The following is a 20,784-nucleotide window of genomic DNA, read 5'->3' as shown; positions in this document are numbered from 1 at the left end:
ATTCCGCTCAACGAGCCAGGGTATGAGGCGCGGTGAAGCCGATGAAGCGAGGCCTCGCCAAGCTGGCCTTGTCGTCGGGAGCCGCCATGGCGCCCACGCTTGCCGGAGCCCAGGCGATAGGCGCCGGTACGTCCATTGTCATCGACCCGGCGCTGGACCGCGATGATGTCGCCGGAGCGCGCATCGAACCGGCGCTGCGGCCGCGCCCCGTCCTCGTCGGCCCGATGTTCGCGCAGCCGAGTGTCTCGCTGGTTGGCGGGTATGACGGCAATGTCTTCAATCGTCCGGACGGCAGGGGGGACGCGTTCGCCATGGTGATGCCCTCGCTGCAATTGCGCGCCAATCTTCCGCGTCACGCCTTTGCCGTGTCCGCCGCCGGGACAATGCGGCGTTTTGCGCGCTACCGGACCGAGAACAGCGAGGAATTCGCGGTCTCGGCCAATGGCAGGCTCGATTTCGGAGCGCGGAATGCGATCCGGGCTTCGGGCGGGTTTTCCCATCTGATCGAGCCGCGCAGCAGCGCGGGGTCGGTTCCCGACGCCGCCGAGCCGGTCAGCTATAACCGGCTTGAAGCGCAGCTGGGCGCGGGGCTGGCGTTCGGCGCGTTCCGTCTTGCCCCCACCGTGCAATACGAACGGCTCGATTATGATCCGGTCTCGCTTACGGATGGCGGCAAGGCGGACCAGTCGTTCCGCAATACGCGCAAGCTGCGCGGCGAGGCGCGTCTGGACTATGACCTCTCCGGGCTCGTGTCGGTTTTCGGCAGCGCTTCCTATGAAGATCTGGTTTCGACCTCCGCACCGGCGGACGAGCGCCGCGATGCGCGCAGCTATGTGGTTGTGGCGGGCTTCCGCGGGGCGTTGACGCCGCTGCTCTCCGGAGAAGTGCGCGTGGGCTATCAGTGGCGCGACTATGCTTTGCCGGCCTACCGCGATTTCCAGGGCGTGACGTTCCGGGCCGATCTGCAATGGTACGTGACGCCGCTCGTCACGCTGCGCGCGCAGGCGAGCCGGACCTTCCGCAACAGCGGCGACCGGAAGGTCGGTGCCATCCTGACAGACGCTTTCGTGCTGAGCGCCTATTACGATCCGCTGCGCAATGTGCGCCTGTCCGCCATGGCGGCTCTGGAGCGGGGTGATTTCGGCGAGGCGGGCACTCGCACCTGGCGCAAGGCGGCGCGGGTGCAGGCGCAGTATAGCGTGAACCGCTCGCTCTCGTTCGGAGCTTATGCGGCTTTCGTGCGGCAGGATGTCAGCGGGCCGCCGCTGGTGAATGCCTTCACTGGCTTCAGCGCCGGGTTCGGCATGACGGTGACGGTATGAGGCGGCGCCGGGAGCCATGGTCGTGAACCTTCCCGCCCTCTATGAGCCGCGCGCCGGCGTGCCGCAGGTCCTGCCGCAAGGCGGGGGGCATCACGCCTCCGAGGACCCGATTACGGTGCGCTTCCTGCTGGCGATGCTGCGCCGCCGCCGGGAAGTGCTGCTGCTGACACTGGTCAATTGTCTTGTCCTGGCGCTGGTCTGGACGGCGGCGCTGCCCCGGATCTACCGTTCCAGCGCCGATGTGGTGATGATCGCGCGGCCCGTCGAAGTGGTGCCGGATGCGGCCGATCCCGCCGAGGCCGGCATTCCCCGGGACGAAGATGTCGAGACGCAGATCCAGCTGATCCATTCGCGCGAGATGGCGGGGCAAGTGCTGGACAGGACGGGGCTGCTCCGGGACGCGGCGTTCCGCGCCGATGTGATGGAGCCGCGCAATGCGCTGGATAACATCCTGTCTGCGGTGGGCATTCGCAGCAGAACCGGTGCCGCACCGTCCGATGATGGGGAATCGGCCCTCCGCGAAAAGGCGATCACCTATCTGACCGACCGCCTGAGCGTGGCGCGTGTCGGCAATTCGTTCAACTTGCGCATGGCCTTTGGCGATGCCGATCCCGAACGCGCGGCCTTGGTCGCCCATACTTATGCGGGGCTGTTCACGACCGACGATGCGCGCGAACGCGCCCGTTCCCATGCCACGGCGGCCAAAGTGCTGCATATCCGCGTCGATGAACTGCGGCAGGCTGCCAACAAGGCCTTTGCTGCGGTTCAGTCCTACCGGGTGCGCACGGGCCTGCTCAGTTCCGCGGCGACGAGCCTGACCGAACAGGAAATTTCCACTTACAACCAGCAGATCGCTGCTGCCCGCGCCGAAGCCGCGCGGGATACGGCGGCACTTGCCAGCGCGCGGGGGCAGCTGCGGTCTGGCGGGGCGGATAGCGTGGGTGAGGCGGCGGCATCGCCGGTCATTTCCGCCTTGCGCGGGCAGCGTGCCCAGCTGGTCACGCGGGAAGGGGACTTGTCCCAGCGCTACTTCGACAACAACCCCGATCTCGTCACCGTGCGCCGGCAGATCGCTGATCTCGACCGGCAGATCGCGGGTGAAGTGAACCGTTCGATCCAGGCTCTGGACACCCGCGCGCAGTCCTCCGCGCAGCGTCTCTCCTCGCTGCTGGCCAGCCGCGGCGGCACGCGCGCGCAGCTGGGCACGGACAACGCCGCACTGGTCGCGCTTGCCGATCTGGAGAAGCGCGCGGATGCGGCGCAGACGCTCTATCAGTCCTATCTCGAACGCTACAACGAGGTGGTTGCGGGCAGCGGCGCTGAGCAGCCGGCGGCGCGGCTGATCTCCCCTGCCGATGCGCCGGTTCTGCCGGTATCGCCCAACCTGCCGCTCAACCTTGCCCTGGGGGGCGCGGTTGGCGTCCTGCTCGGCGCGTTCCTGGCGATCGTTTCCGAGCTGTCCTACCACGGATTGACCACGCTGGAGGATGTCGAGAGCCGGCTGGGCATTCGCGGGCTGGGATCCGTGCCGGCCTACCGCACGGTCGAGCCCCATGCGGCATCGCCGCTCGATACGGTGCGCGATCATCCCGATGGCGCCTTTGCCGAAGCGCTGCGCAATGTCATCGTTTCCATCCGCCACGCGGCGCCGGGCAGCGGCAAGGTGGTGGCCATCACTTCGGCCGTGCCGGGCGAGGGCAAGACCACGATCACGGCCTGCATGGGCCGGGCGCTGGCGATGGCGGGCGAACGCGTCGTGGTGATCGACTGCGACGTCATCCGCGCGCAGCTCAGCAAGCAGTTCGGCCTCGCTGGCGGCGAACCCGGCTTGCACGAGGCCGTGCAGGCGGAGGCGGGGCTGGTGGCCCAGTACGAGGAGCCGGATTCTCCCTTGCGGGTGGTCCCCATCACCCGGCCCTTTCCCAAGGGCAGGCGGCTGACCGAGCGCGGCGGGCTGCATCGCGTGATCGCGCGCCTGCGCGAAGACTTCGACGTGATCCTCCTCGATTGCCCGCCGATCCTGCCCATCGCGGAATCGCGCGAGATCGTCTCGCTGGCCGATAGCGCGGTTCTCGTCGTCCACTGGCGCAAGACATCCGACCGGGTGGTCAAGGCGGCGCTGCGTCAGTTGCCGCTGCGCACGGTGCAGTCTTTCGGCGTGGTGCTCAATCAGGTCGACATGCGCAAGCAGGTGCGTTTCGGCGGCAATGATGCCGCAAGCTTCTACAAGAAATACGAGGGGTATTACGCATGACGCGCAGGTCTCCGTTCCGCCCCGTCAAAGTGGCGCTCGTGCATTACTGGCTGGTCTCCATGCGCGGCGGCGAGCGGGTTCTGGAAGGGCTGCTGGACCTGTTTCCGGACGCGGACGTGTTCACTCACGTTTACGATCCCGCCAAGATGTCCGAAAAGATCCGGGCCGCCCATGTGCGCGAGACGTTCATTGGCCGGCTGCCCGGCGCCCGCAAGCACTACCAGAAATACCTGCCGCTGATGCCGATGGCGCTGGAGGAACTGGACCTGCGTGCCTACGACCTTGTGATCAGCAGCGAATCCGGTCCCGCCAAGGGCGTCATCACCCGGCCGGATGCCTTGCACCTTTGCTATTGCCACTCGCCCATGCGGTACTTGTGGGACCACTATCCGGACTACAAGGCTTCGGCCGGAACCTTCAGCCGGATGGCCATGCCGCCGATGTTCCACCGCTTGCGCCAGTGGGATGTCAGTTCGGCCAGCCGGGTGGACGGGATCATTGCCAACAGCAGCTTCATCGCCCGCCGCATCCGCAAGGTCTGGGGCCGGGAAGCGACAGTGGTTCATCCCCCCGTGGCGGTGGAGGAATTCAAGCCGTCCGCGCAAGTCGGCGGCCGTTATCTCTGGGTCAGCCAGATGACGCCCTACAAGCGCGCCGACGTGGCGCTGGAGGCTTTCAACCGGCTGGGCGTGCCCGCGCTGATGGTGGGGGACGGCGAGATGTTCAAATCGATCAGCGCCCAGGCCGGTCCCAACGTGGAGGTTCGCAAACGCCTGAGTTTCGCCGAGCTGAAAGAGGCCTATGCCAGTTGCAAGGCGCTGGTTTTCACGCCTGAGGAGGATTTCGGGATCGTTCCGGTGGAGGCCAATGCCAGCGGGCGTCCGGTGATTGCCTATGGGCGGGGCGGCGTCACCGATTCCATTGTGGATGGGAAGACGGGCCTGTTCTTCGGCGAGCAGACCGCGGACTCGCTGGCCGAGGCCATGACCCGTTTCGAGGCGTGGCTGCCCCGGTTCCGGGCCGAGGATGCGATCGCGAACGCCGCACGGTTTTCCCGCGATGCCTTCGCCGCCGGATTTCTGGCGGCGCTGGAATCCTGCCGCCACGGCCAGATGCGGCAGGTGGCGTGATTCGATGAACCCGGTCTCTAAAACAGGGGGTAACATGCTGTTTCGCACGATGATCTTGGCAGGATGCGCGATGCTGATGGGCTGCGCGAGCACAGCGACGCGCCCTTTGCCGAGTGTCGATCTCGTCGAATACCGCCTTGCTCCGGGCGACAAGCTTCGGCTCGACGTCTTCCGGGAAGCGGGGTTCTCGGGCGAATATACGATCAACGATCAGGGCATGATCGGCGTACCCGAAATGGGCGACGTCCGGGCGGCCGGAAAGACGCTGGCCCAGTTGCGCAGTGACCTGACGGCGGTACTGCGGCGGGACTATGTCCGCAATGCCCGGATCAACCTGGACGTGGTCAGCTACCGCCCGATCTACATCCTGGGCGAAGTGGAGAAGCCGGGGGAATATGCCTTTGCCGGCGGGATGTCGGTCTATGCGCTGGTCGCCAAGGCCGGCGGTTTCACCTACCGCGCGAACGCGCATGTGGTCTGGATACGGCACGCCGGGGAAGCCTCGGAGGCGGCTTACGAACTGACGAGCGGCGCATCGGTGCTGCCGGGCGATACGGTCCGGATCGGGCCGCGGTATATCTGAGGCGCGGGCAGTGCGGCACGATCCTCTCCTGCGTGCGGACCGGCCTGAACGCGTGGTGCTGTTCCACGATTTCAGCGAGGCTCTGGGCGGCGCTTCCTATCTGGTGCAGGTGCTGATCGGCCAGTTGCGCGCGTGCGGGATTCCGGTGACGTTCTTTGCCGGGGACGATGGCGCCAATTTCCAGCGCGATGACGTCGAGTTCATCCCGCTTCACGGGAAACCGCTGCTGGAGCGCTCGGCCTTTGGTGCGCTGACTCTGGGATTGTGCAATCCGCGCGGGTTTCTGGCGGTGCGGGACTGGATCCGGCGGAACGATACGCCGGGCACTGTCTATCACTTGCACGGCTGGTCCAAGATCCTGACCCCTTCCTTGTTCGCAGCCTTGCGGCCGGTGCGCGAACGGCTGATCCTGCACGGGCACGACTATTTCAATACTTGCCCCAATGGCGCTTTCTTTCACTACGGGGCCGAGCGCGAATGCGGGCTGGAACCACTGTCCCGCGCCTGCTTGCGCAGTTCCTGCGACAAGGCCTCTTATGCCCAAAAGCTGTGGCGTTCCGGGCGTGAGGGTCTGCGGCGCGGCCTTGGTGGCGGGGTAGCTCCTGCCGAGAGGATGCTGCTGATCCATCCGGGGCAGGCCGGGCCTTTCGCGATAGGGCAATGGCCGCCGGAAAAGCTCTTTGCCGTCCGCAATCCCGTTTCCCCGCCTTGCACGCAGCGGGTGCAGGCCGAGAACAACCGGGGCGTGGTGTTCATCGGCCGAATCTCGGTGGAGAAGGGGGCCGATCTTGCGGCGCGGGCGGCCGCTCTGGCCGGATTGCCGGTGACTTTCGTGGGCGACGGAAGCGAGGTGGCGCGCATCCGCGCGCTGAACCCCCATGCCACTTTCCTTGGGAGGCAGGACCGGGGCGGCGTGGCGCGGGCGCTGGCACAGGCGCGGCTGGCGGTCATGCCCAGCCGCTGGGCCGAGCCTTTCGGGCTGGTCGCGCTGGAGGCGATCGGCTCGGGCGTCCCGGTTATCGCGAGTGATCGCGCGCTGGTGGCCGGGGAGATCGCGCAGGCCGGTTTCGGGCTCTCCGTCGAGACGTCCGATATCGCCGCCTTTGCCGCAGCAATGGCGGAACTGCACGCGGACGATGCGCGCGTTGCGGCGATGTCGCGGGCCGGACGCGCTTCGTACCACACGCTGTGCAACAGCGAGGAAACCTGGGCCGATGAGATCGTTGGGCACTACCGCGCCGTTGTCGCACCCCGGGCGCCGCTGCGGATGGCCCGGCGCAGGGAGGGAACATGATGCGGGGAGGGGATATGACGCAGAGAGGGGCCATGACGGGAGGAAGAACGCGCGAGGTTTCGTCTCTGGACGTGATGCGGCTGCTCGCCGCGCAGGCGGTCATGTTCTATCATCTGGTATTCCTGTCCTGGGCGGAATCTGCAGGATCGCACGGGATACGGGCCGTTGTCGGGAACCCCATGGCGTTTCCGCAGGCGGTTGCCTGGGCCAGCGTGGGCTGGGTCGGCGTGCAGATCTTCTTCGTGATATCGGGCTTCGTCATCCTGATGTCGGCGCAGAACAAGTCCGCGTCCGATTTCCTGATCGGGCGGGTCACGCGCATCGCGCCGGCGCTCTGGTTCTTCACGGTGCTTTCCGCTGCGATCGTGCTTGCGTGCAGTGTTCTTCCTCTGGGGGAACTGTCGGTGCGGTTCCTGCGATCGATGGTCCTGTTTCCGGTCGGTCCCTGGGTGGACGGGGCGGTCTGGACGCTCGTGGCCGAGGCGGTTTTCTATGCTGCGGTTTTCGTGCTGATCCGGATGGACATGATCGGCCGCATCACGCCGGTCCTGGTGGCGGTCACGCTTTTCAACGTCCTGTTCTGGGCCGCGGTTCTTGCAGGTGAGGCGGGCATTCTGGGCGAGGCGGGGCATCGCCTTGCGGGGGCAGCCTCGTCCTACAAGCTGCGGGTCACGCTGATCTCGACGAACTGCTATTTCGCCGTCGGGGCATCGCTCTATCAGATCTTCATGCGGCGTAATGTTCCGGTTCATGCCGCGCTGTTCGGGCTGAATTTCCTCGCCGCCCTGGTCTCCACCTTTTACGCGGCGCGTTCGAGTGTGGGTGTCGCCCAGTTCGGGCAGACGCCGCTTGTGGCCGTGGGCGTATGGGGCGTTGCAACGCTGGTCATGAGCGGATGCGTCCTGCGCCGGATCGGCTCGAAAGGCAGCTTCGTGCCGTTCGCGACGATGGCGGGCCTGCTGACCTATCCGCTTTACCTGATCAACCAGATTACCGGCGGGTTCCTGCTGGGACTGGGCTATCGCAGCGGGCTCGCGCCAGTGCTTGCGGTGATCGTGGCCGCTGGCCTGTGCACAGTGTTCGCGGGCCTTTTTGCCCTGCTGATCGAGCGGCGGCTGCAAGCGGGCTTGTCGAAGATCCTGAAACACCAGTTCCGGCGCCCGGCACCGGCGTTGCAAGAGGCCTGATTCATGATGACCGGTAGCCGAGGTCTGAGGATTTTCGTCGTGATCGCCACGGTCGGCCGCGCCGGACTGGTGCGCCGCACTGTGGATATGCTGGCCGATCAGACTCGCCCGGCGGACGGCGTGGTGATCGCCAGCGTTGCGCCGCAGGACGTGGCGGGCGTGGAGCAGGCGCGCGGTTCACCCGAGATCCTCTTTTCGGAAAAAGGACTGTGCCGCCAGCGCAACCGCGCCCTCGCCGCGCTGGAAGGGCGGGCGGATGTGATCGTCTTTCTCGACGATGATTTCATCCCCGCGCCGGACTACATCGCCCATGTCGAGGCGCTGTTTGCAGCGGATCCGGGGCTGGTCGGCCTTACCGGCGATCTGCTGGCTGATGGGGTGCAGTCCGGAGGATTCACTGTCGAACAGGCGCTGCAGATCATCGCCCTCCGCCCGGAGCGTTTCCCGCCGGTGATGATCACCCGCCACGAACTCTACGGGTGCAATATGGCGATCCGGGTCGAAGCGGCGCGGGGGCTGCGTTTCGATGAGAACCTCCCGCTCTACGGCTGGCAGGAAGACGTGGATTTCACCAACCGGCTGGGCCGCAGGGGGCGCATGATCGCCTCGTCGCGCGTGACGGGCGTCCATCTCGGCTTCAGCGGGGGGCGCACTTCGGGCAAGCGGCTGGGCTATTCGCAAGTGGCGAATATCGTCTATCTCAAGCGCAAGGGCACGATGCGGCCCGGTTTCGCCAACCGGCTGGTGACGAAGAACCTGTTCGTCAACGCGCTGCGCAGCGTGAAGCCGGAACCGGCGATTGACCGCCGGGGGCGGCTGGCCGGAAACCTGCTGGCGATGATGGACTGCCTGCGCGGCCGCGTCGATCCGCGCCGGATTCTGGACATGTGATGGGGACGGGTATGGTGGAAGCGTTGCTGGCCTTTGCGGGCCTTTATCTGGCCGGGTGGTGCGTTACGGCATGGTGCTTTTCGGGCATTCAGGGGCCTGTCTCCGTGCCGGGGCGCCTGCGCCGCGACATCCGTGACGGGGTCTTCTGGCCGGTCTGGCTGGTGCTGTTCGGGCTGTTCTGGCTGATCGGATTGCGGCGGCAGGCGTTTGAGAACGACTTGCCGGGGGAATGAGGCGTTTTACACCGGATAAAGCTGATACGGCGCGGGCAGCGATCTGCGCTCCGCAATCGCCACGGCGGTAACGATCCCGAAGCCGAACGCCGCCATGCCGCCGAAATCGGCATCACCCACCATCAGCGAGACGACGAAGGGCGGGATATAGGAAAATCGGAAGGCTGGCAGGATGAACCGGGCCTCGGCCGTGGCGCCGCGAACCTGACGCAGCAGGCATTGCAGCACGAAGGCATAGAACAGGGCGCCGCCGATCAGGCCGGTGCTGCTGAACACGCCCACCACGCTGCTCGACGAGCGGGTGCTGCCCAGCCCGACGCCGAAGCCGTGGCTGTCCGTCAGGCTGGCGAGAGCAGTGGAGCGCCACATGCCGCGCTCGGTAAATGAGCTCGACGATTGCTTTTCCAGCACCATGCGCTGGACCATGGCATAGACGGGATCGAGCACTTGCGGCTGCAGGATGATTGCCAGCGCCACTGCGGCCACGGCCAGCACCGTGACCGACATTTCGCCGCCCAGCCCCTGCCGGTAAATGGCGCCCTTGCGCTCGCCGGCATTGATGCGGGCGAGCCATTCGAGCGCGGTGACAAGCACGAATACGCCCACGCCCACGAGTGTCCCCGAAGAGGTCGACAGCCAGGCGCAGAGCGCGAGAAGCCCCATCGCGGCCGGCGCGAGGAGATCGCGCAGCCGGGGGGATTCCATGGCGCGGCGGTAGAAATAGAGCGCGCTCAGGAAGGCCAGGCACTGCGCGCCGAAGGCCGAGGCTTCGGGCATCAGGCCGACCACGCGCTTTCCGCCCAGCACTTCGATTTCGGTCAGCAGCGCGTAGCTGGCGGTGCGGAACGGCTCCAGCAGGGGCGTGATCGGAAGGAACTGGCTGGCATAGTCCAGCAGGCCGGTGGCGACCGTGACGAACCCGCCCAGGCACATCGCGCGCAAGGCATGTTGGCGCATCGCGGCGGGTTGCAGCAGGCGGGCAAAGGCGAAGACGGAGAAGACCGAGATCGAAAGATAGGCGAATTGCGAGATGTTCTGCATGTTGGGCTGCAGCGGTGAGGGCGCGCTTACGATCCCCCGCATCGGCACGACCATCACGGCGCCAGCGAACAGGCGCGGCAGAAACAGCGTGGAGATCAGCGCGACCAGCCAGAACAGCGTCAGCAGCATCAGCCGTTCGGGCAAGACTGCCAATGTCAGAAAGGCCGCCGGCCCCCCGCGATCAAGGAATGTCCGGCCGATCAGCAGCAGCGACACCACCGGCGTGGCGGTGAATGTCAGCCCTCCGGTCAGGGCGGTGGGGATGACGGCAAAGGCCCCCACCGGCATCGTCGCGAAGAACAAGTAGAGCAGCACCGGCTTGCGGCTGGACAGGCCCCACAGGGCAAGCGCCCAGAACAACGCGATCGGGATGGCGTTCACGCTCTCTGCCTCGGTTCAGGCGTGGTCCCAGGCGGTGATGGTCCGCCCGATCATCGCCTCGAATGCGGCCCGGCGCGGGGCAAGGTAGTCCGACAGCCAGGCCCGCGCGCCGCTTTCGTCGATCCGGACCTTGTCGAACGTGCGAGTCGATGCCTGCCGCAGGTGCGTGACCATTCCTGCGGGCAAGTGCCTGCGCGCGATGGACCATAGGGCGGAGTCCCGGACGCTTGCCACTAGTGGGAAGCGCGGCTTGCGGCTGGTCGGCGGGGAGCGGTGCCGATCCGCAAGCTGGGCGTCTTCGTATTCGAACGGCGCGAGTTCGAGCCAGTCGATGCAGCGCGCCAGAACCTCGCGGCGGCTGGCGCGCAGTTCCTCGGCCACGATCACGTGGATCTGCGATGGCGGGAAGTGGTCCAGATAGGCTTGCAGCTGCAAGGCATAGTCGGAGGTATCGCGGTAGAGCGCATTTGCGCGCACGGCACGGTCCAGCGGAAGCGGTTCCTGGAATTCCTTGAAGCGCTGCCAGTAGTGGCCGATGGCGCGCGTGACGGGTTCTCGCACGGTATAGATGATCCGCGCATCGGGGCAGGCTGCGGCGATGCGGGCGGCGACATCGCCGTGGTGCGGGGCCTGCGAGTAGTAAACGCTGCCTTCGCCGCGGTAACGGGCCTGTTCGCCACCGGGCCAGAGGCCAAGATAGGCCTGCCAGTCGTGCGAGCAGGGCTGGCGCGCCATGATCGGCCAGGCTGTGCGCAGTCTGTCCTGATCGACGAAGTAACAGGGCTCCTTCTCGGAGCTCATGCAAATGCCGGGGTGGGCATCGAGATAGGCGTGCAGCGCGCTCGATCCCGCCTTGGAGGCACCGATGATGAAGAGATTGGGGCCGGCGCGCGGATAGGCAGCGCAAGCTGCGGGGGGATCTGCACAGGGGGCTGCAACATGCGGGATCAAACGTGCCTCCGGGATCGGGAAGTAGTCTGCGTTCGAGCCTATCCGCCCGGCCCCTCTCGCGGAAAACGAGTATGCTCGGGAATGATCCTAGTCTGCGCAGGAGCGGGGCTTTGAGCGGCTGGAGGCGGCGTTTCATACCGTGACTCGTTGATCAGAACGCATGTCCTGTTCTTTCGTCATTGCGAGCCCGAAGGGTGAAGCAATCCAGGGCGGTTTGCGCCGACTCTGGATTGCCGCGTCGGCTTCGCCTCCTCGCAATGACGAAGCAAAGGGACGAGCGTCATCAGCAGCGAACTTTGGTGTCAGAGGCGGGCATCAATCCGCCAAATCGGATGAAAATCTGCACCGGGCGCGAAACGCAAATGGGGCACGGCCGTGGCCGCACCCCATTCCTGCATCCTTCCGGCGAACCGGAAAGCCGTCAGACGACGAGGATGTCCGAAGAGTCGAGGATCTCGTCGTAGAACGTGACCGTGGTCGTGCCGTAAGTCAGGACGGTGTTGCCCGATCCGGTGTAGTCGAGCGTGTAGCTGCCGCCATCGGTGAGCTGGACCTGGTCGATCCCATGCTCGAAGTCGAAGACCTTGTCGGTCCCGTCGGCGGAATCGAACATGAAGATGTCGTGACCGCCTTCGTTGTCGTTCCCGTCGTTGGCATTGTCGCCATAGAGGACATCATTGCCGTCGCCGCCGATGATCACGTCATTGCCGTCGCCGCCATAGAGGCGGTCGTCCTGTCCGCCCCCGTCCAGCGTATCGTCCCCGGCACCGCCGTAGAGCTTGTCGTCCGAGCCTTCGCCATAGAGGACGTCGTTGCCGTCATCGCCATAAAGGCGGTCCTGGTTGGCGCCGCCGTAAACCGTGTCGTCACCGCCCGCGGCGTGGACGGCATCGTTCCTCCCGCCGGCATCGATGATGTCCGCATCCGGGGTGCCTTCAATCTTGTTGGCGTAAGTATCGCCGGTAATATCCGTCATGAGAATTTCCTTTCCGTCTTCTGCCCTGTGTCAATCTGCACTGCATGAGCAGTGCCTCTTGATCACGTGGTGCCGGCTCCCCTGTTTGATATTATCGGCAAATATATCTCTTCATGAGATAGGTGGTTTATAAATTGCATTGTGAAATGTTTGCAACATGGTTGAGGTGTTGTCATTTCGTTGTGATTGATTTTATTCGTAATAATGGATAGAAAATAGGTATTTATATATAAGTATTATTTTTGATTTAATCGATTGTGTGTTGAGAGGATGGGTGCCGGCGCCTGTTTTGCGTTTCCTTGTCCCGGTTCAAAACGGATTCGTTTCATGGCCAGCGGTGCGCGATCATCCGGGGGTCAGGTGCCGGAGGCGCGGTCTTGCGGACATCGCTCTTCGTCGAAGATGCGGATGCGGTAGCGCGTCGTATCGCCCTGGGGGCTGGCGCGGGGCGCTATCGAGAGCGAGAGGCTCTGGCCTTTGCGCAAGGTCAGTTTCAGATCGATATCGCCCGGCGCCGTGCCGGCCCGCGAGAGCAGGGTATGCTCGTTGCGGGAAAGCGCGGCCACAATACCGTCGCTGCTGCGGGGGGATACCGTAAACTCGGCCAGAACCCGCAACCGGCTGTCGCGCGCGGCGATGTGGCGCAGGACAACGGCGCTGTCGGGCCCTTTTACCGCGGGGAGCACGGTGTCTGCCGCAAGCCGCAGATCCCGCATGTCGCTTCGCCCCAGATAGGGCGTCCAGGGTACGCCGGTGCGCTGCTGGCCGGCCATGACTTCGAATGGAATGTCGCGTCCGGCGATCCGGACGAAGCGCTGGAAGCCGTCACCCGAGGCTTGAAATTGTCCGGGGGCGGGATAGCCGAACTGATAGAAACTGTCTGCCACCAGCGGATTGCATCCCAGTTGCACGGAAGCGGCAGTGAGCGGCGCCTTGCCGATCAGCACGAGCGCCCGGTCATCCCGCAGGGCGAGCGAACGGGGATCGAGCGGAGCGCCGGTGGCATCGAAGGCGGAGACAGTCCGGGTATCGATGCTGACCGCACGCGGCGCGCCCCACAGCACTTCGATCCTGCGGCCGAACTTGCGGACGAAAGTAAACCGGTCCGGGCTCGTATCGCGGGCTTGCAGGCCGGCCAGCCGCGCCTGCATGAAGCGGAATGCTTCGCCCGCGCCGGTCAGGGCGCCGTCGCGCCGCACCAGCGGGACAAGCCCGTCGCCCCGCTCGTTGAGCGGATACCAGTCCATCTCGCTGACGCCCAGCGCGGCGAGCGTGGCATAGCCGCGCAGCAGATCGTCGGGGGCGCGTTGCGGGTCCGCACTGCCGAACTCGGTCACGTGGAGCGGCAGGTGCGCGGCCGGGCCATAGCCGCGCAGCAGGCCGATCTGGGCCGGCAATTGGTCGATCGGCGTGGTGTAGGGATGGACCGCGAGTCCTTCGATGGCATCGGCGCCGGGCAGGTCGAGCAGGGGCCAGAGAAAGCCGCCCGGCAGCGAATGGGTAGAGCCGCCGAGCACTTTCACGTCCGGCCGTACTTGCCGGACGGCCTGCGCGGCGGCGCGCACCATGGCCAGATGATAGCGCCCGCGTTCGCTGAGCCCGGCGTCCTTCACTGGGCCGGAGACGAAATTGCCGCTATTGACTTCGTTGCCGATCTCCAGCGTGTCGATCCGGGGAAAACGCTGCACCAGGGCAGCGGCGAACTGGCCGAAAGCGGCGAGCGCCCGGGCCGAGTGCGGCGTTTGGCCGTCATCGTAAAGCGGGTTGCCCCAGTTGAGTGTCAGCGTGATCCTGACTTTGCTGTCCGCGAAACGGTCAGGCCATGTCGTGATCGGCTTGTCGAAGCTGTAGCGGCCCGGTGTTCGCTCGACATCGGCCCAGCGGATGCTGTCGCGCAGGCGCGGCACCGGCAGGTCCAGCGCCGCTTGCGCGGTCCGCAGGCTCCACCCCTGGGAAAAGTTTGACGCCGCGCCCAGTTCGATGGGGGGCGGGGACGCATCGCTTGCCTTTGCCGCGATGGCGATCACCATGGCCGCCGCGCAGGCGATGCGGAGTCCGGCTTGGGGCATCACGGCCGCCGGAGAGCTTGCGCGATCGCGTCCTGCAGCATGGCGACGCCTGCGTGCGCATCGGCCACGGCGCGGTCGCGCTCTTCGGTGGGGACGGGGCGCTGCATCGCGTCCCGTAGCCGCACGGCCGCGGCTTCGCCCGATGTCCGGACCGGGCGGCAGAGCCGGTCTTCGCACCCGACCGAGCGGAGGAAGGCGTCCAGCTTGGGGTCCCAGGCCAGCGCGAGAAAGGGCACGCCGCAGGCATAGGCCGCGATCACCGCGTGCATACGGAAGGCCGCCAGTGCGTCGAGACCGGCGATCAGGTGCACCAGTTGCTCCGGCGTGCGGGGATCGGGGAAGCTGACGGCGCTGCCCAGCGCACGGAAAGCGGGCTCTAGTCTCTGCGCGCAGGCGCGGTCTTCCGGCGAGCCGTTGGTGAAGACCGCGACGCGGTTGCCCCGTGCGACGAGCGCGCGGGCGAGGGCGATATACCAGGCGTCAAGGCTGGCGGCGTCGGGCGCCTGCTCGGCGTGATAGCGAAGCGCGAGCTGGCTGGTCACATTGAGGCCGATCACGGGCGGATCGTTCGTCTGGCGGCCGGGCGCCACGCGATAGCGCCGGGCCGCGAGCAGGCCCGGATCACGCACCAGCGTGGCTTCGAGGCCGCTTTGCGTCCCGGCAAGATCGTTCCAGATCCGGCGTGAGCGCTCGTCCCTGACCGATACGCCTTTGATGACGCCATGGCGCAGGGCCTTTCCCAGCAGGGCCCGTCCGCGCGGGCTCCAGTTTCCGGCCGCGCCGCAGCCATGGAAGAAAACCGGCAACCCGCGCCGGGCGGCCTCTTCCACGACAAGGCCGATCTTGGTGGGAAAGTTGAGGTCGAGATCGGTCATCAGGTTGCCCCCGCCGATCACCACGCCGTCCGCCCCGTCGAGCGCCTGCCGGTAGTGCGGCCGCCAGACCCGCCGCGACTGGATCGCCAACGGCGCGCGCACCGCGAGGCGCCGCAGAGGCGCGGGACAGGCATCGAGCACGCGCATCTGCGCCGAACGGTTGGCGGAACCGGCACCGAACGTGGTCCGTCCGGCAAGGTCCACCGACCAGGTGTCCGGCGCGGCGCCGCAATCGATCAGCGTCTGCTCCAGACATTCGCTGAGCAGTCCATCGCCCAGGTTCGGGCTGTATTTCACATTGAATACACGCACCCGCACGCCGTTTTGGCGCTGTTCCGGGCGTGCTTTCTGCAAGGCGGGCCGCTCTGGGGGATGGTCCGGAGCGCGATCGTCCGGAGCGCGATCGTCCGGAGCGCGATCGTCCGGGGCGGGAGCGGCTTGGCTGGAGGAAAGGGCTGTCAGGGGCAATTCATGGGCTCCTTCCGGAAAGAGCGGTCAGATGGCGGGCCGCGTCCAGCTCTTCGGCGACGCGCCGGATCACGCCGGAGGACGTGGGCAGGTATTCGAACCGTCCCTGCCGTCCTGCGAGAACGATTCCGGCCCCGGCAATCCGGTCCAGCACCTGCCGGATGTTCGCGTTCGAACCGGGCGTGTAGAGCGGGTAGCAGTTCCGGACCCGTTCATGCCCTTCCAGCGCGAGTCCTTGGGCCAGTCCGAGGTCGGCCATGTGGCGCTGGAAATCGGCAAAGGCCGCGCCGGGATCGTGGCGTCCCTGTTTCGGGATGGTGGCCTCTACGGAGAGGAATTCCCGGCCCGTGCGGGGTTCGGGGTAGATGCGCGAATGGATCGTGGCCCGTTTCCACCAGCCTGCGCGGTGGAAATTGTAAAGCACGTTGCCCAGTCGCGGATCGAGACTGGCGGCCGAAACGAACAGGGTCGTCATGTCGAGCGACACCAGCCCACTGCCGGTGCCGAACATCACCTTGTGCAAGGAATCGAGCGCGATCGTGCTCACCACCGCTTCGGCGCGCAGCGTGCCGGCGGTGGTGCACAGGAGGAAGAAGCGGTCTTTGCGGTGCAGCGCGAACAGCTCTTCCCCGAACCGGAATTCGACGCCGCGCGCGGCAAGATGCGCGACGATGCGCGCGAAGATGGGGGCAAAGCCCTCGCGCGGCCGGACATGGAGCAGGGGGCGAGGGCGGGGGCTGGCTGCCGTCAGGGTGCGCAGCGCCATGCGGGCAAGCCCGCCGGGCCGGGTCGCCCGTGCCACGAAAGCCATGCGGTGGAAGAAGAAGGATTCGTCGATTTCGTGCGGCGGCACGTGGTGGAACCGGGCAATGTAGGATGCCAGCCCGCTGCTCTCGAACAGGCGGCGGCCCAGCCGTTTGCGGCAGAGGGCATCCAGCGTGCCGTCCCGGCGGACCGTCAGCCGGGACCATGCCAGATCCGCGATCGTGCGAACCATGTCCGGCAGCGGCTGATCCAGCCATTCGCGTGGTTCGAAGGGATAGTGCCGCACAGTTCCGTCCGGCGCGATGCGGCGCTGTACCCGCGCGACGGTGGGGCACAGGTCCCGCAGTCCCGGCGCCAGATCGAACAGCCTTGCGCCCTGTTCGTAGAAGATCGATCCAGCATCGAAAGTGTAAGGGCCGATATGGCTGGCGCGATGCAGGCCGCCCGCTTGCGCGCTGCGCTCGATAACCAGCACGCGCAGGCCCGCCCGGCTGAGCTGGTCCGCGGCGGCCAGCCCGGCGATTCCGCCGCCCAGCACCACCACAAGGCCCTCTGGCCGGGAAGGCGCCGGGTCACGCATTTCCGCGCCGCCGCATCTTCGGCCGGTTCGGGCATTCGCGGCCTGGGCGTCCTGTGCATTGCAAGATGGCGCTCCGGGAATTCTGGCATTGCCCATGGTCTTGCCGGTTCGGGCTGCAGGTTGTGCGTTGCCGCAGGAGTAACCCGTTGATGCGCACGCCGGTTATCGCAACTGGACCCGTTTCGGATGCAATGCGCGCCTTGCTTGCATGGGTCTCTCCGGGCAACGATCGCCGGGCCCTCTTGCCACGGTGCCTGCTGCGCTGCACAAGGGCCGCCTATGCGCATTGCCATCATCGACGACAGCGCCGCGCGCGCCTCCATCCTGCAGGAGGGTATGGCCGCGCTCGATGATTGCGAATTGTTCATCATCACCGAAAGGCGCGGCCTGCTGGCCCGGATTGGCGAGATCAATCCCGATATCGTGCTGATGAACCTCGGCAACCCGTCACGCGACGTGCTCGAAGAGTACTTTGCGGTCAGCCGCGCGCTGCAGCGGCCGATCGCCATGTTCGTGGACGAATCGGATGACGAATCGATCGTGGCTTCGGTCGAGGCCGGGGTGTCGTCCTATGTCGTGGATGGCCTGGCGGCGGGGCGCATCCGGCCGATTCTCGATCTGGCTGTCACCCGGTTCAACGCTTTCTCGCGGTTGCAGCAGGACCTTGCCGAAGCCAAGGGCAAGCTGGCCGAGCGCGAAACCATCGACAAGGCCAAGCGCATCCTGATGGACAGCCGGGGGCTGCCCGAACCGAAGGCCTATGCGGAACTGCGCAAGGCGGCGATGAACCAGGGCAAGCGGATCGTGGACATCGCCGAGGCCATAGTCACGGCCCACAATCTCATGGGAAATGTCTGATGGGGTTGGGAAATCTGGGGGTTTCTTCGAAGTGAGCACCGAACTGACAATCGGCTTCCTGCCTCTGGTCGATGCCTGCCTGCCGATCCTCGCGCACGAGCATGGCTTTGCCGAGGAGGCGGGGGTGTCGCTGCGGCTGGTCAAGGACATGAGCTGGGCCACGGTGCTCGACCGTCTGCTCTACGGCCACAGCGATGCCGCGCATCTGGTGGCGCCGCTGGCGATTGCCGCCACACTGGGCCGGGGACGTCCCGCGCAGCCGCTGTCGGTGCCGTTCGTGCTGGGCCTCAACGGCAATGCCATCACGCTGCGGCCCGAGCTGGCGCGGCAAGTCCGGCCCGAGGGCGGGATGGGCACGCCGGCCGAAGTCGGTGCCGCGCTCAAGACCATTGCGCAGGAGCGCAGCAAGGCTGGCCGGCCGCTGACGTTCGGCGTCGTCCACCGCTATTCCAGCCACAACTACATGCTGCGCTACTGGCTCGCGGCTTGCGGTATCCGGCCCGACCATGATGTTGATATTTCTACGGTTCCGCCGCCGTTCTGCGCCGATGCGCTGAAGCAGGGCGAAGTCGACGGGATCTGCGTGGGCGAGCCGTGGAACAGCGTGGCGGTGGAGCAGGGCGCAGGCGAGATCGTGCTGTCGACGGCGCAGATCTGGCGGCGCGGGGTCGAGAAGGTTCTGGCCCTTCGCGAGAGCGTGCTGGAGGAAAAGCGCGAAGGCGTCGAGCGTCTGATCCGGGCCTTGTGCAAGGCTGGCGGGCATTTCGTCGACCCGGCGAACTGGGAGCGGAATGCGGAAATTCTGGCGCGTCCCGAGTATCTCGACGGGTCCGCCGAACTGATCCGCCGGGCGATTTCCGACCAGTTGCTGATCGCGCAGGAAGGGCCGCTGGTTCACTACCCCGATTTCATGTTCCAGCACCGCGAGGCGGCGAACTTTCCCTGGGTCAGTCAGGCGGAGTGGCTCTACACCCAGATGGTGCGCTGGGATGGCACGCCTTTCGATGCGGAAGAGTGCCGCAAGGCGGCCCGCGTATTCCGTCCCGATGTGTACCGCAGTGCACTTCTGGGGACTGGAGCGCCGCTTCCCGGAGCCAGTTCGAAGGTTGAGGGCAGCCTTGCATCGACCACTGTCGTGGGAACGCAGCAGGGTTCCATGACATTGGAAAAGAACATTTTCTTTGATGGGATGGTGTTCGATCCGAACGATATCGAGGGGTATATTTCGCGCCTTCCCTGATCCCCGTTTGCTGTTGCACTGCAAAAAGGGGCTTTACGCGAATGGGCCGAATCGCTTAAACAGTGCGTGACGCAGGACGGTTGTCTCCCAAGGACGGGAGCGGATCAGAACCGGACTGTGGCTTTCAACAATCAGTGGCAACGCAGCCGCCCGATGTCGTCCCCAGAGGACGTGCGTCGAGGCGGTTTTTCGCGTTTGCCGTTCGGACGTGGGGTTGGTTTCGATGAGCATGGATCGGGGGTTCTGTTTCACACGTCGCGCAGCGGTTATCGCGCTGATGGCGAGCGTTGCACTGGCGGGATGCGGCCACAAGAGCGAGGCGCCTTCGGGCGAGACCGTGAAGGCCGCTTCGGCGAACGGCGCGGTTGAAAAGCCGGTGCTCAAGCTCGGCTTCATCAAGCTGACCGACATGGCCCCGCTGGCGATTGCCAAGGAAAAGGGGTTCTTCGCGGCGGAAGGCCTCAACGTCACGCTCGAACCGCAGGCCAACTGGAAGGTCCTGCTCGATGGCGTGATCGGCGGCCAGCTTGACGGCGCGCATATGCTCGCCGGCCAGCCGATCGCGGCGACGCTGGGCATCGGCACCCAGGCCGACCTGATCGCGCCGCTCAGCCTCGACCTCAACGGCAATGCGATCACCGTGTCGAACAAGGTCTGGGCGCAGATGGAACCCAGCTTGCCCAAGGGCCCGGACGGCAAGCCCGTGCACCCGATCTCGGCCTCGGCGCTCAAGCCGATCGTCGACAGCTACAAGAAGCAGGGCAAGCCCTTCAACATGGGCATGGTCTTCCCGGTTTCGACCCACAACTACGAACTGCGCTATTGGCTGGCGGCCGGTGGCCTGAACCCCGGTTACTACCTGCCGGGCGACATCAAGGGCACCACCGATGCCGACGTCCAGCTTTCGGTCACGCCGCCGCCGCAGATGCCCGCGACGCTCGAAGCCGGCACGATCGAAGGCTACTGCGTGGGCGAGCCGTGGAACCAGGCTGCCGTTCAGAAGAAGATCGGCGTGCCGGTCGTGACCGACGACGGCATCTGGCACGACAACCCGGAAAAGGTCTTCGGCATCCGCAAGGACTTTGCCGAGAAGTATCCGAACACCACTGCTGCCATGCTGCGCGCGATCATCAAGGCCCAGCAGTGGCTTGATGCCGACGGCGGCAAGAACCGGGCCGAGGCGGTCAAGATCCTCAGCCAGTCGAACTACGTGGGCGCGGACGCGGACGTGATCGCCGCCTCGATGACCGGCAAGTTCACGTTCGCACCGGGCGACACCCGTCCGGCGCCGGGCTTCAACATCTTCTTCGACAAGTACGCCGGCTATCCGTTCTATTCGGACGCCATCTGGTACATGACCCAGATGCGCCGCTGGGGCCAGATCCCGGGCGACCATGACGATGGCTGGTATGTCGAAAAGGCCAAGGCCGTCTATCGCCCGGACCTCTATCTCGCCGCCGCCAACAAGCTCGTCGCGGACAAGGTGATCCCGGCTGCCTCCGTGCCTGAAACCGACGGTTTCAAGCCGGTCGACAACGGCTTCCTCGATCACGTTCCCTACGATGGACACAAGCCGAACGCTTATATCCAGTCGCTCAAGATCGGCCTCAAGCAGGGCCAGAAGGTCACGGCTTCGGGCGTAACCGGCGGCTGACAGCCTCGGTTCCTTTCTAAAGGAGAATTTCG

General features: G+C 65.8%; 17 protein-coding genes. 11 read left to right on the top strand and 6 right to left on the bottom strand.

Translation table 11 applies throughout. The features are described 5' to 3' along the window. The first annotated feature begins 41 nt into the window (after positions 1–41). Genes NN5_RS01975 through NN5_RS01940 form a run of 8 tightly spaced genes read left to right on the top strand, consistent with a single transcriptional unit; the run spans position 42 to position 8,894 of the window. Positions 42–1,322: an outer membrane beta-barrel protein gene (locus NN5_RS01975; RefSeq protein ID WP_067732370.1), complete on the top strand. Its 1,281-nt coding sequence runs from the start codon at positions 42–44 to the stop codon at positions 1,320–1,322. Positions 1,323–1,344: 22 nt separating this feature from the next. Then, on the top strand, positions 1,345–3,576 hold the full coding sequence (locus NN5_RS01970) for a GumC family protein (protein ID WP_217998555.1): 2,232 nt from the start codon (positions 1,345–1,347) through the stop codon (positions 3,574–3,576). Next, positions 3,573–4,706, top strand: a complete 1,134-nt coding sequence (locus NN5_RS01965; protein ID WP_067732369.1) for a glycosyltransferase — start codon at positions 3,573–3,575, stop codon at positions 4,704–4,706. The genes NN5_RS01970 and NN5_RS01965 overlap by 4 nt, the downstream gene beginning before the upstream one ends. Positions 4,707–4,740: 34 nt before the next feature. Next, positions 4,741–5,289 (top strand): polysaccharide biosynthesis/export family protein, encoded by a 549-nt coding sequence (locus tag NN5_RS01960; RefSeq protein WP_245656143.1) that lies wholly within the window; start codon positions 4,741–4,743, stop codon positions 5,287–5,289. Between the two features lie 10 nt (positions 5,290–5,299). Beyond that, on the top strand, positions 5,300–6,583 hold the full coding sequence (locus NN5_RS01955; RefSeq protein ID WP_245656142.1) for a glycosyltransferase family 4 protein: 1,284 nt from the start codon (positions 5,300–5,302) through the stop codon (positions 6,581–6,583). A 32-nt stretch (positions 6,584–6,615) separates the two neighbouring features. Next, the gene (locus NN5_RS01950) at positions 6,616–7,770 is read left to right on the top strand and encodes an acyltransferase family protein (protein WP_169800933.1); all 1,155 of its coding nucleotides are present in this window, start codon (positions 6,616–6,618) and stop codon (positions 7,768–7,770) included. A gap of 3 nt (positions 7,771–7,773) precedes the next feature. Then, entirely contained in the window at positions 7,774–8,661 is an 888-nt protein-coding gene (locus NN5_RS01945) for a glycosyltransferase family 2 protein (RefSeq protein WP_067732367.1), read from the top strand. Next, a complete protein-coding gene (locus NN5_RS01940; RefSeq protein ID WP_157080961.1) occupies positions 8,661–8,894 on the top strand; it encodes a hypothetical protein in 234 nt (77 codons plus the stop codon). The genes NN5_RS01945 and NN5_RS01940 overlap by 1 nt, the downstream gene beginning before the upstream one ends. A gap of 6 nt (positions 8,895–8,900) precedes the next feature. Here the strand turns inward: NN5_RS01940 and NN5_RS01935 are convergent, their stop codons facing one another. The 6 genes from NN5_RS01935 to NN5_RS01910 form a co-directional block, all read right to left on the bottom strand. Continuing rightward, positions 8,901–10,316, bottom strand: a complete 1,416-nt coding sequence (locus NN5_RS01935) for a hypothetical protein (protein ID WP_067732365.1) — start codon at positions 10,314–10,316, stop codon at positions 8,901–8,903. A 15-nt stretch (positions 10,317–10,331) separates the two neighbouring features. Next, a complete protein-coding gene (locus tag NN5_RS01930) occupies positions 10,332–11,267 on the bottom strand; it encodes a sulfotransferase family protein (RefSeq protein ID WP_245656141.1) in 936 nt (311 codons plus the stop codon). 421 nt (positions 11,268–11,688) lie between these two features. Next, positions 11,689–12,243: a calcium-binding protein gene (locus tag NN5_RS01925; protein WP_067732364.1), complete on the bottom strand. Its 555-nt coding sequence runs from the start codon at positions 12,241–12,243 to the stop codon at positions 11,689–11,691. Between the two features lie 356 nt (positions 12,244–12,599). Next, on the bottom strand, positions 12,600–14,312 hold the full coding sequence (locus NN5_RS01920) for a hypothetical protein (protein WP_245656140.1): 1,713 nt from the start codon (positions 14,310–14,312) through the stop codon (positions 12,600–12,602). Next, on the bottom strand, positions 14,312–15,505 hold the full coding sequence (locus NN5_RS01915) for a polysaccharide pyruvyl transferase family protein (RefSeq protein WP_245656138.1): 1,194 nt from the start codon (positions 15,503–15,505) through the stop codon (positions 14,312–14,314). The genes NN5_RS01920 and NN5_RS01915 overlap by 1 nt, the downstream gene beginning before the upstream one ends. Positions 15,506–15,656: 151 nt before the next feature. After that, the gene (locus NN5_RS01910; protein ID WP_067732363.1) at positions 15,657–17,000 is read right to left on the bottom strand and encodes an FAD-dependent oxidoreductase; all 1,344 of its coding nucleotides are present in this window, start codon (positions 16,998–17,000) and stop codon (positions 15,657–15,659) included. A gap of 279 nt (positions 17,001–17,279) precedes the next feature. Here NN5_RS01910 and NN5_RS01905 point away from each other — a divergent pair, with 279 nt between their 5' ends. The 3 genes from NN5_RS01905 to NN5_RS01895 all read left to right on the top strand — a co-directional run bounded on the left by NN5_RS01905 (position 17,280) and on the right by NN5_RS01895 (position 20,752). Then, positions 17,280–17,858, top strand: coding sequence for an ANTAR domain-containing response regulator (locus tag NN5_RS01905; protein WP_067732362.1), 579 nt, complete (start codon positions 17,280–17,282; stop codon positions 17,856–17,858). A 31-nt stretch (positions 17,859–17,889) separates the two neighbouring features. Next, a complete protein-coding gene (locus NN5_RS01900) occupies positions 17,890–19,098 on the top strand; it encodes an ABC transporter substrate-binding protein (RefSeq protein WP_067732361.1) in 1,209 nt (402 codons plus the stop codon). Between the two features lie 229 nt (positions 19,099–19,327). After that, positions 19,328–20,752, top strand: a complete 1,425-nt coding sequence (locus NN5_RS01895; protein ID WP_084384680.1) for a CmpA/NrtA family ABC transporter substrate-binding protein — start codon at positions 19,328–19,330, stop codon at positions 20,750–20,752. Positions 20,753–20,784 lie beyond the last annotated feature (32 nt).

Source organism: Novosphingobium naphthalenivorans NBRC 102051 (assembly GCF_001590985.1).
GTDB lineage: Bacteria > Pseudomonadota > Alphaproteobacteria > Sphingomonadales > Sphingomonadaceae > Novosphingobium > Novosphingobium naphthalenivorans.
This window is presented reverse-complemented; position numbering and strand designations above follow the sequence as displayed.

What these genes read in the sequence shown, in the direction of transcription:
- NN5_RS01975 (WP_067732370.1), top strand. Translation starts at nt 42, where the DNA reads ATGAAGCGAGGCCTCGCCAAGCTGGCCTTGTCGTCGGGAGCCGCCATG.
- NN5_RS01965 (WP_067732369.1), top strand. Translation starts at nt 3,573, where the DNA reads ATGACGCGCAGGTCTCCGTTCCGCCCCGTCAAAGTGGCGCTCGTGCAT.
- NN5_RS01960 (WP_245656143.1), top strand. Translation starts at nt 4,741, where the DNA reads ATGCTGTTTCGCACGATGATCTTGGCAGGATGCGCGATGCTGATGGGC.
- NN5_RS01950 (WP_169800933.1), top strand. Translation starts at nt 6,616, where the DNA reads ATGACGGGAGGAAGAACGCGCGAGGTTTCGTCTCTGGACGTGATGCGG.
- NN5_RS01945 (WP_067732367.1), top strand. Translation starts at nt 7,774, where the DNA reads ATGATGACCGGTAGCCGAGGTCTGAGGATTTTCGTCGTGATCGCCACG.
- NN5_RS01940 (WP_157080961.1), top strand. Translation starts at nt 8,661, where the DNA reads ATGGGGACGGGTATGGTGGAAGCGTTGCTGGCCTTTGCGGGCCTTTAT.
- NN5_RS01925 (WP_067732364.1), bottom strand. Translation starts at nt 12,243, where the DNA reads ATGACGGATATTACCGGCGATACTTACGCCAACAAGATTGAAGGCACC.
- NN5_RS01920 (WP_245656140.1), bottom strand. Translation starts at nt 14,312, where the DNA reads ATGCCCCAAGCCGGACTCCGCATCGCCTGCGCGGCGGCCATGGTGATC.
- NN5_RS01910 (WP_067732363.1), bottom strand. Translation starts at nt 17,000, where the DNA reads ATGCGTGACCCGGCGCCTTCCCGGCCAGAGGGCCTTGTGGTGGTGCTG.
- NN5_RS01905 (WP_067732362.1), top strand. Translation starts at nt 17,280, where the DNA reads ATGCGCATTGCCATCATCGACGACAGCGCCGCGCGCGCCTCCATCCTG.
- NN5_RS01895 (WP_084384680.1), top strand. Translation starts at nt 19,328, where the DNA reads ATGGATCGGGGGTTCTGTTTCACACGTCGCGCAGCGGTTATCGCGCTG.